This window comes from Bifidobacterium sp. ESL0819 (assembly GCF_052606245.1).
Genome location: NZ_CP199587.1, coordinates 1540322 through 1551991, shown reverse-complemented (window position 1 = coordinate 1551991; position 11670 = coordinate 1540322). Strand labels below are relative to the sequence as shown.

The 11670-nt window shown below is 60.9% G+C and carries 12 protein-coding genes; all 12 read left to right on the top strand.

Going from position 1 to position 11670, the window contains the following annotated elements; genetic code table 11:
• Window positions 1–6 precede the first annotated feature (6 nt).
• The 12 genes from ACUIAD_RS06535 to ACUIAD_RS06480 all read left to right on the top strand — a co-directional run bounded on the left by ACUIAD_RS06535 (window position 7) and on the right by ACUIAD_RS06480 (window position 11668).
• On the top strand, window positions 7–762 hold the full coding sequence (locus tag ACUIAD_RS06535; protein WP_110452084.1) for a YebC/PmpR family DNA-binding transcriptional regulator: 756 nt from the start codon (window positions 7–9) through the stop codon (window positions 760–762).
• 4 nt (window positions 763–766) lie between these two features.
• Entirely contained in the window at window positions 767–1348 is a 582-nt protein-coding gene (ruvC, locus tag ACUIAD_RS06530; protein ID WP_110452083.1) for a crossover junction endodeoxyribonuclease RuvC, read from the top strand.
• Window positions 1349–1390: 42 nt separating this feature from the next.
• Window positions 1391–2002, top strand: coding sequence for a Holliday junction branch migration protein RuvA (gene ruvA, locus ACUIAD_RS06525; RefSeq protein ID WP_110452082.1), 612 nt, complete (start codon window positions 1391–1393; stop codon window positions 2000–2002).
• A gap of 3 nt (window positions 2003–2005) precedes the next feature.
• Entirely contained in the window at window positions 2006–3082 is a 1077-nt protein-coding gene (gene ruvB, locus ACUIAD_RS06520) for a Holliday junction branch migration DNA helicase RuvB (protein ID WP_110452081.1), read from the top strand.
• A 66-nt stretch (window positions 3083–3148) separates the two neighbouring features.
• Window positions 3149–3748: a preprotein translocase subunit YajC gene (locus tag ACUIAD_RS06515; protein WP_445343113.1), complete on the top strand. Its 600-nt coding sequence runs from the start codon at window positions 3149–3151 to the stop codon at window positions 3746–3748.
• Window positions 3749–3856: 108 nt separating this feature from the next.
• A complete protein-coding gene (locus ACUIAD_RS06510) occupies window positions 3857–4441 on the top strand; it encodes an adenine phosphoribosyltransferase (protein WP_110452295.1) in 585 nt (194 codons plus the stop codon).
• Window positions 4442–4463: 22 nt separating this feature from the next.
• On the top strand, window positions 4464–5678 hold the full coding sequence (sucC, locus tag ACUIAD_RS06505) for an ADP-forming succinate--CoA ligase subunit beta (protein ID WP_445343112.1): 1215 nt from the start codon (window positions 4464–4466) through the stop codon (window positions 5676–5678).
• A complete protein-coding gene (gene sucD / locus ACUIAD_RS06500) occupies window positions 5675–6598 on the top strand; it encodes a succinate--CoA ligase subunit alpha (RefSeq protein ID WP_445343111.1) in 924 nt (307 codons plus the stop codon). The genes sucC and sucD overlap by 4 nt, the downstream gene beginning before the upstream one ends.
• Window positions 6595–7971, top strand: a complete 1377-nt coding sequence (locus ACUIAD_RS06495; protein ID WP_445343110.1) for a cell division protein PerM — start codon at window positions 6595–6597, stop codon at window positions 7969–7971. Before sucD ends, ACUIAD_RS06495 begins: the two co-directional genes overlap by 4 nt.
• 52 nt (window positions 7972–8023) lie before the next feature.
• Window positions 8024–9625, top strand: a complete 1602-nt coding sequence (gene purH, locus ACUIAD_RS06490) for a bifunctional phosphoribosylaminoimidazolecarboxamide formyltransferase/IMP cyclohydrolase (protein WP_110452076.1) — start codon at window positions 8024–8026, stop codon at window positions 9623–9625.
• Between the two features lie 131 nt (window positions 9626–9756).
• On the top strand, window positions 9757–11130 hold the full coding sequence (locus ACUIAD_RS06485) for an NAD-dependent succinate-semialdehyde dehydrogenase (RefSeq protein WP_445343109.1): 1374 nt from the start codon (window positions 9757–9759) through the stop codon (window positions 11128–11130).
• A gap of 160 nt (window positions 11131–11290) precedes the next feature.
• Window positions 11291–11668 carry a DUF3017 domain-containing protein gene (locus ACUIAD_RS06480; RefSeq protein WP_309146213.1) on the top strand — a complete coding sequence of 126 codons (378 nt, stop codon included), beginning with the start codon at window positions 11291–11293 and terminating at the stop codon, window positions 11666–11668.
• Window positions 11669–11670 lie beyond the last annotated feature (2 nt).

The window sequence follows — 11670 nt, the reverse complement described above, 5'->3', positions numbered from 1 at the left end:
AGACATATGTCAGGGCATTCGAAGTGGGCGACCACCAAGCACAAGAAGGCAGCCATCGACGCCAAGCGTGGCAAGCTCTTCGCCAAGTTGATCAAGAACATCGAGATCGCTGCCCGAACCGGCGGCGGTGACCCCGACGGAAACCCCACCCTTTACGACGCCATCGTCAAGGCCAAGAAGTCCTCCGTGCCCGCAGACAACATTACCAGGGCCGTCAAGCGCGGCTCGGGCGAGGAGGCCGGAGCGGCCAACTACGAGACCATCGTCTACGAGGGCTATGCTCCCGCAGGCGTAGGGATCATCATTGAGTGCCTGACCGACAACCGCAACCGCGCGGCAGCCGAGGTCCGTTCCACCCTGACCAAGGGCGGCGGCTCCCTGGCACAGAACGGGTCGGTCAGCTTCAACTTCGAGCGCAAGGGACAGATCATCGTCCCTTCGCAGGGCCTGGACTACGACACGGTCTTCGAGAAGGCCGCCGAGGCCGGTGCCGAGGACGTACAGGACAACGGCGACAGCTACACCGTGCTGACTGCCCCTGGCGACATGGTCACCGTGCGCAAGGCACTGCAGGATGCAGGCATGGACTACGACTCCGCCGACCTGGTCCTCAACCCCAAGAGCGAGGTCACCCTGGACCTCGACTCCGCACGCAAGGTCTCCAAGTTGATCGACAATCTGGATGATCTGGACGACGTGCAGGAGATCTACAGCAACTGGACTGCGCCCGATGAGGTCATGGCCCAGTTGGACGACGAGTGATTTTATGATTGTTCTCGGCGTCGATCCGGGGCTCACCCGATGCGGCGTTGGCGTCATTGAAGCCGGTGCATCGCGCCGGCTTTCCTTTATTCATGTGGATGTCGTGCGCTCAGATCCCGAGCAGAGCCAGGACCTGCGGCTGCTGGCCATCTACCAGGGTCTGACTGCCGCCCTGGATCGTTTCAGCCCGGATGTGGTCTCCATCGAGCGGGTCTTTGCCCAATCCAATCACAACACCGTGCTAGGAACTGCACAGGCAGCCGGGTTGGCCATGCTGGGGGCGGCGCAGCGTGGCATTCCCGTAGCCCTGCACACACCCACCGAGGCCAAGATGGCCGTGACCGGCAACGGCCAGGCTGACAAGATCCAGGTGCAGCGGATGGTGACCCGCATCCTAGGGCTTAATCAGCTGCCTAAACCCGCTGATGCAGCCGACGCCCTGGCACAGGCCATCTGCCATGCCCTAAGACCTGCTGGGGCCATCCAGGGCGGGGAGCGCGAGGAGCATCTCACTCAGGCTCAGCGCCAGTGGGCTCAAGCCTCCGCAAAGTACGGCAAGCACCGAGGAGTCCAGCGAGACATGTAAGCTGATTCGAACAGGCGTTCGATTTCATCGAAGGGTGATCAAGTGCTGGCAATGTTGACCGGGCGGGTGGCCGCCATCGAAACGGGTTCTGCCGTCATCAACGTTTCGGGAGTGGGTTTCGAGGTTCATATGCCCCAGTCGGATCTAGCCGCTATGCGGGCCGAATCCACAGTCACCGTCTACACAGCATTGTCGCTGACCCAGGACGCGCTGACTCTGTACGGATTCCTCAGCCGCTCCTCCAAATCCCTCTTCGCTCAGCTGCAGAAGGTCAGCGGCATCGGACCGCGCGTGGCCCTGTCCATCCTCGCCACCCTGAACTCAGACCAACTGGCCCAGGCCGTGGCCGATGGCGATGCTGCTACCCTGTCCCGTGCGCCAGGCCTAGGCAAGAAGGGCGCTCAGAAGATCATCCTCGAGCTCTCCGGCAAACTGGATTTGGATGCTGGCACTGGTAGACAGGGGCCAGCACAGACTGACGATGGCGCCCATCAGGTGGTTGAGGGACTGATCTCCCTGGGCTGGCTCCAGCGTGATGCCGAGCAGGCCGTGGAGCAGACCTGCAGCGAGGGCGGCTACGCCCTGCCCCTGCAGTCGGCCGACATTCCCAAGGTGCTCAAGCAGTCTCTGACCCGGCTGGATCGGGGGCGCTGACCCATGGCTGACAAGCAGATATCCGTTGAGCGCTCGGGTACCCAGAACGGCGATGCCCAGGAGGAATCCCTGCGGATGGTCTCAGCCCGGCCCATTGAAGGCGAACCGGTCAGCGACGAGGAGCTGCGTCCTGAAACTCTGGAGGGATTCATCGGCCAGCCCCGGCTCAAAGCCCAGCTTGGCCTCTTTCTGAAGGCCGCCCGAAAGCGGGACGTGGCCCCCGATCACATCCTTCTGGCGGGCCCTCCCGGCTTGGGCAAAACCACTCTGGCTATGATCGTTGCCCACGAGCTGGAGGTGCCCATTCGCGTCACCTCAGGGCCTGCCGTTCAGCATGCCGGAGACCTAGCCTCTATCCTGAGCTCTTTAGAGGCAGGCGAGGTGCTTTTCATCGATGAGATCCACCGCCTGCCCAGGGCCGCCGAGGAGCTGCTCTACATCGCCATGGAAGATTTCCGAGTGGATGTCATGGTAGGCAAGGGCCCCGGAGCCTCCTCCATTCCGCTGACCCTGCCCAGGTTCACGGTTATCGGCGCCACAACCCGTGAAGGTATGCTGCCCTCGCCACTGAGAGCTCGTTTCGGCTTCACCGCTCATCTGGACTTCTACCCGGAGGAGGAGTTGGAGAAGCTGATTGAACGCTCAGCCAAGGTGCTGGGAATTGTCCTGCAGGATGACGCCGCTCATCAGCTGGCCCTGCGCTCCCGGGGTACGCCCAGGATCGCCAACCGCCTCCTGCGCCGCGTCCGCGACTGGGCCATAGTCCACGATCTTGACCAGGTAGGCCCCGCTGATGTCAAGGAGGCTCTGGCCCTCTACCAGATTGACTCCGAGGGACTGGATCGTCTTGATCTGGCAGTCCTCAAGGCCATTGTCAACAGTTTCGACGGCGGGCCCGTAGGCCTGAATAACCTGGCCGCCATGGTTGGCGAGGAAGCCGAGACAGTCGAAACAGTCTGCGAGCCCTACCTGGTGCGCGAGGGCTTCCTGGTACGCACCCCAAAGGGGCGTGTAGCCACTTCGAAGGCCTGGGAGCACCTGGGTCGGAAACCGCCCGAGGATGTCATGAAGCTGTTCTAGACTGGTGTCTTCGCAGCAATGCACATCGTCGTTTGATGCCCGCCAAAGCAAGGAGTGAAAGCAACCATGGGATCCATGATTTTCATGATCGCCATCATCGCCCTGATGATCGCCATGATGTGGGGAAGCTCCCGCAAGAGCAAGCAGCAGCAGGCCGCCGTCCAGGACTTCCGTCAGTCCCTGCAACCCGGTGACGAAGTGGCCACAGCTTCCGGTCTTCTGGGCAAGATCGTCTCGGTGGATCTGGAGAAGGAGCAGGTGGTCATCGACTCCGAGGGTTCGCAGTCCCGCTGGCGCATCCAGGCCATCACCCAGCCGCCCATCGTCCCTGCCTACGTCCACGACGACGAGGTTGACGAAAACGGCAACCCCCTGCCCGAGCAGGATGACGATCAGTCCAAGGATGCGGATGCCCCCGTCTTGGTCACTGATGCCGATGGTAACGAAACCGCTTCCGACGATACCGCCGCGCAAGACTCTCAAGACTCTGATGAGGAATCCGATAAGGGTGAGCATAAGAACGCGGACGAATCCGGGTCGAATCCAGAGCAGAAGTCGGAAGGCGAATCAGACAAGACGGAGACTGCAGAGAAGTCCGATGACGCTAATGGATCGGAGGCATCCAAGGATTCTGAATCCTCGGATTCGACTTCAGCGAAATCCTGAATACTATCCGTGCGCCACACTTTCCGTCAGGCTGACTCTGACCGGAAACGAGGCACGCGTATGATGGCCTCGGCAACCACTTCCAAGGAGCAAGACAGAAAGAAGATCATGGCTCAATCGGACGATATCAAGGTTGGAGAGCTTAAGCAGGTTGGCGATGACGACGCCGCTTATCTGATCTCATTAATCCGTACCATTCCGGACTTTCCCAAGAAGGGGATCCTCTTCAGGGACTTCATCCCGGCCATGTCGGATCCCAGGGGATTGGCCATCATCCTTGATGCCATGAAGCGCACCCTGCCCGTGAAGCCAGAGGACTTCGACCTGGTAGCCGGACTTGAGGCCCGCGGCTTTCTTATCGGCCCCCAGTTGGCCAGCGATCTGGGCAAGGGCTTCCTGCCCATGCGCAAGGCCGGCAAGCTTCCAGAACCCACCTACAGCCAGGAATACGCCCTTGAATACGGCAATGCCCGCATCGAGATCGAACAGAACTGCTTGCAACCAGGTCAGCGAGTCCTGATCGTGGACGACCTTATCGCCACCGGAGGTTCCGCCCAAGCAGCTGCACGTCTAGTGGAGCAGGCCGGAGGCCAAGTGGCCGGATTCAGCTTCGTCATGGAACTCAACGGCCTCGATGGCCGCAAGGCCCTAGGTGCCTACCCGGTCACCTGCCTGATGAACATGCCTGCCTGAGCGCGATTAAAGGATCTTCATTATGGATTTGTATGAATACCAGGCCAGGCAGCTGCTCGCTGAGCATGGCATATCCCAGCCAAGGGCCGTCTATGCCTCAACCGCGGAAGAGGTCGGGCAAGCGGCCGATGTCATCGGCTATCCCTGCATGATCAAGGGTCAGGCCACCATCGGACACAGGGGACAGGCGGGAGCCGTCAAGCGAGCCGAGAATCACGAGCAGGCTGTGGCTCTGGCCGAAACCATCCTGCCTATGAACATCGACGGCCATCCGGTCAGAGGGATCCTGGTCACCGAAGCCCGCAACATTCTGCATGAGTACTACCTGTCCATTTCGGTGGACCGCACCTCCCGGGATTATGATGTCCTGGCCACGGCCAGCGGCGGGACCGAGGTGGAGACCATCGCCCGCGAGCACCCCGAATCCGTCCGGCGCCTGCACATCGGCCCCCTGGAGGATTTCGACAGACAGGCCGCCCGCACCATGGCCGAGCGCATCGGCTTCTACCATGCCGATCTGGATCAGGCTGCGCAGATTCTTCTGGGCATGTGGCACACCTTCCAGGACAGCGATGCAACCCTGGTCGAGATCAACCCCCTCGCCAAGGTGGGCGATCCCGACGACGAGGCTACCAAGCACCTGGATGCCCTCGATGCGAAGATTTCTCTAGATGGTAACGCAGCCTTCCGGCACGACGGCTGGAAGCGGTTCACGGACCCGGCGCAGGTCGATCCCTTGGAAGCCAAGGCCAAAGCAGCAGGCCTGCACTACGTCCATTTGGACGGCCAGGTGGGTGTTATCGGCAACGGCGCAGGACTGGTCATGAGCTCCTTGGATGCGATCGCCGGGTCAGGACGTCAGCAGGGCGTTCCTGTCGGACCGGCCAACTTCCTGGACATCGGCGGCGGCGCCTCTCCTGAGGTCATGCGCAACAGCCTGGACGTGGTCCTCTCCGACCCTCAAGTCCGTTCGGTCATGGTCAACGTCTACGGAGGCATCACCTCCTGCCAACAGGTGGCCCAGGGCATCCTGGCCATCGTGGAAGCTGCAGGCAAGCAGGATCAGGAGGACGCCCGGCCTATCGTGGTTCGATTCGACGGCAATGAGGCTGCTCAAGGGCTGGACCTGCTGGCCAAAGCCCAACAACCTAGGCTCAAGGTGGCCCGCACCATGGAGGAGGCGGCGGACCAGGCCGTGGCTCTGGCCGCTCAGGCAGGGAAGGAGACGGGACGATGACCCTCTTCATTGAAGACGGCGCCCCCGTCATAGTCCAGGGCATGACCGGTCATCAGGGCATGGTCCATACAGCCCGCATGATGGTGGCAGGCACCAATATTCTGGCCGGAGTCAACTCCCGCAAGGCCGGTATGACAATCAACTTCGATGATCCGGACGGCCAGACTCGTCATGTGCCTGTATACGCTGATTGTTCGGCAGCCCGACAGGCGACCGGGGCCAGCACTTCCGTGGTCTTCGTTCCGCCTAGATTCGCCAAGGATGCCATGGTCGAGGCCATCGAAGCCGGCATCACCTTGATCGTAGTCATTACCGAGGGAATTCCTGTGGCTGATACCGCTTACTGCGTGGCCCTTGCCAGGGAACGCGGCTGCCGCATCGTCGGCCCCAACTGCCCAGGACTGATGACCATGTCCGACCGGCCCAACGGTGTTGGCGTAGACTTGGGCATCATTCCGCAGGGCATCGCCGGTCGCGGCCCTCTGGGACTGGTCTCCAAGTCCGGCACCCTGACCTATCAGCTCATGGGGGAGCTGGCCCACATTGGCTTCACTGCCTGCCTGGGCGTCGGCGGCGATCCCATTGTGGGCACCACCATGCTAGAGGCGCTTCAGGCCTTCAACCGCGATCCTGAAACCAAGGCCTGCGTCATGATCGGCGAGATTGGCGGCTCAGCTGAGCAGGAGGCTGCCCACTGGGCCTCCACCCACATGACCAAGCCCATCGTGGCCTACATTGCCGGCTTCACCGCTCCTGAGGGCAAACAGATGGGTCACGCCGGAGCTATCATCTCGGGAGGCAAGGGCACAGCAGCAGACAAAAAGGAAGTGCTGGAGTCCGTCGGCATCAAAGTAGGCACCACGCCCGGCGAGACCGCCCAGCTGACCCGCGACCTGCTACGGGAGCATGCCATCATATGACCGACAGGGTGAAAGCATGGCTCCGGGGGGCTCTCGAGGCCTTTCTGGCCATGCTTATCTACACCGTCGCTCTCGGCGCCTGCATGGCCCTGCTCTTGCTCATCATCTCCATCGAGGAAGGCGGCCCTTCCCTGTCGATGGCCACCGTGGCCCTAACGGAAACCATCACCCTGCTCACCCAGGGCTGCGGGTTCACTGCTGGGGCTCTGACCCTGACCGTCATCCCCCTGTTGCTGACCGGTCTGCTGATTTGGATAATCCGCTCACTAGTCGGTCGACTAGGCATGTCCGTCGGCGGCTGCTTCGTCGGCCTTGTCGTTTGGACGTTGTTCAGCCTCATCCTCATGCAGGGCAGCCAGACCATCCAGATTGATACCACCCTGGTTATTCTTTTGCGGACCAGCCTGGTCTTCCTGTTGGGCTACGGCTGGGCCTGGGTGCGCTCCGAGCCATTCCGTCAGACCTTCGCCAAACGCTTCAAAGAGGCCTTGCCGGTCCAAGCCCGCAGAACCATTCGGCTTGGCCTCACAACGGGTTTGATGCTCTTGGCTGCCATGCTGGTCGCTGGCCTAATCACCCTGATCGTCTGGATCATTGTCTACCACGGAGACGTAGGCCGCCTGTTCAAACTGACGCGTATGGGCGCCGCCTCGGCTGTAACGACCAGTTTGGCTTCCATGGCTTGGCTGCCCAATCTGATCATCTGGGCTGCCTCCTGGCTCTTCGGAGACGGTTTTACCATCGGCCAGCTGGCGACCTTCACCCTCTGGTCCGGCCACGCCTCAAGTCTGCCGTCGCTGCCCCTCTTTGGACTCTTCCCAGAGCCGGTCTCCCGGCAAGAGGTTCGTCTGCTCCTGCTCAATCTGCCTCTGCTGGCTGGAGTGGTTGCTGGCATTCTGCTGCTCACCGGACCATGGGGAGTCAGAATCCACGATGTTGTGCGCCAAGCAGGACTGAAGTCCCTTGATACCGCAGTCTGCTTCCTTACATCAACACTGGCCATGGCCATGACCTGGTTGGTCACCGTGCTTGGTCTGGCTCTGCTTTTCCAACTCTCCAACGGGGCTCTTGGCCAGCAGCGGCTGGCCGGGGTAGGAGTGCCCGTAGCCTCCTCTCTGCGCATGATCGGAACCTCTCTGGGGGTCGGCCTGCTAAGCGTATGGCTGTTGGCCCTCATCATCGCTGCCCTGATAAGCATAAAGGACGCCCTGATCGCCTATATACGCCAAGCGGATGCCAAAAAGACTTCTGCCAATGCGGATAACAAGGAACAGCAAAATCAATCACGCGGTCAGGAGGGAAAGGAACCCAAGGCAACCGACCGGCCAGACACACCACGACAGGTCTCGTCCACCCGCAGACCAGGCAAGTAGATCCGAGGATGGCAGGGCGCCTCGGCATTCAAGCAAAGGAGTAGGAGTTTCCATGGTCACCACGAATCGAACCATTAACCGAGCGCTGGTCTCGGTCTACCACAAGCAGGGGCTTGAGGCCCTGGCATCGGCCTTCCGTCAGGCAGGCACCGAGGTCGTCTCCACTGGCAGCACCGCAAAGAAGCTGCAGGACCTGGGCGTCCAGGTCACCCCAGTGGAAGAGGTCACCGGTTTTCCCGAGAGCCTAGATGGCCGGGTCAAAACCCTGGATCCGCACATCCACGCCGGGCTGCTCGCCGACATGACCAACCCTGATCATGCCCAGCAACTCAAGGATCTGGGCATAGCCCCCTTCGACCTGCTGGTGGTCAATCTCTATCCTTTCGAACAGACTGTCCTTGAGGGGGCCGATGCGGGCCAGTGCCTGGAGCGCATCGACATCGGTGGTCCCGCCATGATCCGAGCCGCTGCCAAGAACCATGCCAGCGTAGCCGTGGTCACGGATCCAGCCGACTACGCCCTGGCTGCCGAGCGGATCGCCTCTGGCGCCGGTTTCAGCCAGGCCGAACGCGGACGTCTGGCTGCGAAAGCCTTCGCCCTGACTGCTTCCTATGACGCGGCCATAGCTGAGTGGACAGCACGTACCTGGGTTGACGACAAGCAGGATAAGGCCGAAGATCAAGGTCCGACCCAGATGCTTACTCGCACATGGCGTCTGGCCAACAAGCTGCGCTATGGGGAAAATCCCCACCAGAAGGCCGCTCTCTACCTGGACCCGCTGGACCGGGACGGCTTCGCCGCAGCAAGGCATCTGGGCGGGGCCAAGGAAATGAGCTACAACAACTATGTGGACGCGGACGCCGCCTGGCGCTCGGTCTGGGATTTTCCCGACCTGCCCGCAGTTGCCGTAGTCAAGCACTCCAACCCTTGCGGTCTGGCCGTGGGTGAGGACATCGCACAGGCCCATCGCCGTGCACACGCCTGCGATCCCATGAGCGCCTATGGCGGGGTCATCGCCGCCAACCGCACGGTCACCGTGGCCATGGCCCAGCAGATCAAGCCGGTCTTCACCGAGGTGATCGTGGCGCCAGGCTATGAGCCCGAGGCCCTGAACCTGCTGAGAACCAAGAAGAACCTGCGCATTCTGTCTGTGGAACGCCGTCCGCGTCAACGCCCAGTCATCCGTCCCATCGACGGGGGAACCCTGGTGCAGACGCCCGACCTGATCGACGCCCCGGGAGACAATCCCTCCACCTGGCAGCTGGTCTCAGGCAACCCCGCTGACCAGGCGACCATGGATGATCTGACCTTCGCCTGGCGAGCCATCCGCTCCGTCAAGTCCAACGCCGTGCTTCTGGCCAATCAAGGAGCCACTGTGGGCATCGGCATGGGCCAGGTCAACAGGGTGGACTCCAGTCATCTGGCAGTCGAGCGGGCCAACACCCTGGACGAGGGCCGCAACCGTGCCAAAGGTTCAGTGGCTGCATCCGACGCCTTCTTCCCCTTCGCAGACGGGCTGGAGTATCTGATCCAGGCTGGTATCAGGGCAGTGGTGCAGCCGGGAGGATCCATCCGTGACCCCGAGGTCATCAAGGCTGCTCAGGAAGCCAATCTGACCATGTATCTGACCGGGACCCGCCATTTCTTCCACTGACGAATCCGGGTCTTGCGGCCGGATGACGTCCTGGTAAAAGATTCTTGACCGTGTGCTATCAACCGGTGTTATGCTGTATGAACTACACAGCGAAGACGCTGGCTGGAAGTCAACGAATCTAAGGAGATATAGTGACCTACCAGACTGTAAATCCCTACACTAATGAATTGGTCAAAACTTACCCGGATGCCACTGACGAGGACCTGGAGAATGCCCTAGCCTGTGGCAATGACCTCTACAAGACCTGGCGCAAGCAGAAGGGAGCTGGTGACCGTCCCGCACAGCTGCGTCAGGTGGCCAGGCTCTTCCGTCAGGATGAAGAGGCCCTGGCAGCCAACCTGACCAGAGACATGGGCAAGCTGGCGGGCGAGGCTCTCGCCGAGGTAGAGCTGTGCGCGAATATCGCTGACTACTTCGCGGACCATGCCGAGGAGCTGCTGGCTCCCGTTCTCTTGGACAACCCCGCTGGCAAGGCCTACTACATCAAGCAAGCCACGGGCATCGTGTTCATGGTGGAGCCCTGGAATTTCCCCTACTACCAGATCATGCGCGTGTTCGCCCCCAACTTCATTCTGGGCAACCCCATGATCCTTAAGCACGCATCCAACGTGCCAGGCTCGGCTGTAGCCTTCCAGGACACCGTGATCAAGGCAGGAGCCCCTGAGGGGAGCCTGACTAATCTCTTCGTCAACTATGACCAGGTCGATCGCGCCATCGCCGATCCCCGCGTCTCAGGCGTGGCCCTGACGGGATCGGAGCGCGGCGGAGCCTCTGTAGCCAAGTCGGCAGGAGCCAATCTGAAGAAGTCCTCCATGGAGCTGGGCGGCAACGACGTATTCATCATCCTGGATGATGCTGATTGGGATCTCCTAAAGAAGGTGGCCCCAGGTGCCAGGCTGATGAACGCTGGCCAGGTCTGCACCTCCTCCAAGCGCTTCATCGTCATGGAAGATCAATACGACGATTTCGTCTCGCTCATGGTCGATGCCTTCTCGCATACGGTTCTAGGCGATCCCAACAATCCCCACACCACGCTGGCCCCCATGTGCATGGTCTCCGCCCGTGACAACCTGGCCAAGCAGGTCGAACAGGCTGTGGCTGCGGGAGCCAAAGTCGCTTACGGCAACAGGCCCTACGATTCGCGAGGGGCCTTCTTCACCCCGACGATTCTGACGGACATCGACCGCGACAACCCTGCCTACAACCAGGAGATGTTCGGTCCCGTGGCATCCATTTACAAGGTGGCTAACGAAGATGAGGCCATTGAGCTAGCCAATGACTCCAGCTATGGTCTGGGCGGCGTGGTTTTCTCCCAGGACGCCGACCATGCGGATGCCCTGGCCCGTCGCATCGAGACCGGCATGACCTTCATCAACGGCGGATGGGTGACCATGCCCGAACTGCCCTTCGGCGGTGTCAAGAACTCAGGCTATGGCCGCGAGCTCTACAGCCTGGGCTTCGACACCTTCGCCAATGAGCATCTGATCTTCGATCACAGCAACTGATCAGACTGCTGCGACTCCTTGTTGAAATAGCGACTGTGTCGTCATCGTCCAAGGGCGATGACGACACAGTCGCATTACGCCAGCAGCACTGGTAGGCTCGAACCGGCAGCGCGAGTGCAGTGGCAGATGGAGGTCATTGGGTATGCAAAAGGTGGGGAGTATGGCTGGCACAGATAAGGCCGTTAGCCAGGACAAACCTGATTCCGACACTTCGAATTCTGCCTGCGAGCCTCCACAGCCCCCCAAGATATCCGGTCAAGGCCATCCCTTCGTCTCAGAGGCTCATGAGGGTCGTCCTATCTGCGAAGGCATCATCTTTATGGTGGTGCTGATCGCCGCGCTTGTTGCCTTCTGCGGATACACCTGGGCCGCGACTGGACTGGTGTCCATCGCAGCCCTGGCGTGCGGTGCCCTGCGTCTGATTCTTAAGGATCGTAGTCCCTGGAAAGTACGGTCAGTGCCCTTCGATACCTTCATCAGCATCAGCCTGGGCATTGGCCTTCTGGTCACCTATACCAGCATTCAGCTGATGCTGTGACT

Bases quoted from the DNA above. Each gene is read 5' to 3' on its own strand.
- ACUIAD_RS06535 (WP_110452084.1), top strand. From the start codon at position 7: ATGTCAGGGCATTCGAAGTGGGCGACCACCAAGCACAAGAAGGCAGCC.
- ruvC (WP_110452083.1), top strand. From the start codon at position 767: ATGATTGTTCTCGGCGTCGATCCGGGGCTCACCCGATGCGGCGTTGGC.
- ruvB (WP_110452081.1), top strand. From the start codon at position 2,006: ATGGCTGACAAGCAGATATCCGTTGAGCGCTCGGGTACCCAGAACGGC.
- ACUIAD_RS06515 (WP_445343113.1), top strand. From the start codon at position 3,149: ATGGGATCCATGATTTTCATGATCGCCATCATCGCCCTGATGATCGCC.
- ACUIAD_RS06510 (WP_110452295.1), top strand. From the start codon at position 3,857: ATGGCTCAATCGGACGATATCAAGGTTGGAGAGCTTAAGCAGGTTGGC.
- sucC (WP_445343112.1), top strand. From the start codon at position 4,464: ATGGATTTGTATGAATACCAGGCCAGGCAGCTGCTCGCTGAGCATGGC.
- sucD (WP_445343111.1), top strand. From the start codon at position 5,675: ATGACCCTCTTCATTGAAGACGGCGCCCCCGTCATAGTCCAGGGCATG.
- ACUIAD_RS06495 (WP_445343110.1), top strand. From the start codon at position 6,595: ATGACCGACAGGGTGAAAGCATGGCTCCGGGGGGCTCTCGAGGCCTTT.
- purH (WP_110452076.1), top strand. From the start codon at position 8,024: ATGGTCACCACGAATCGAACCATTAACCGAGCGCTGGTCTCGGTCTAC.
- ACUIAD_RS06480 (WP_309146213.1), top strand. From the start codon at position 11,291: ATGGCTGGCACAGATAAGGCCGTTAGCCAGGACAAACCTGATTCCGAC.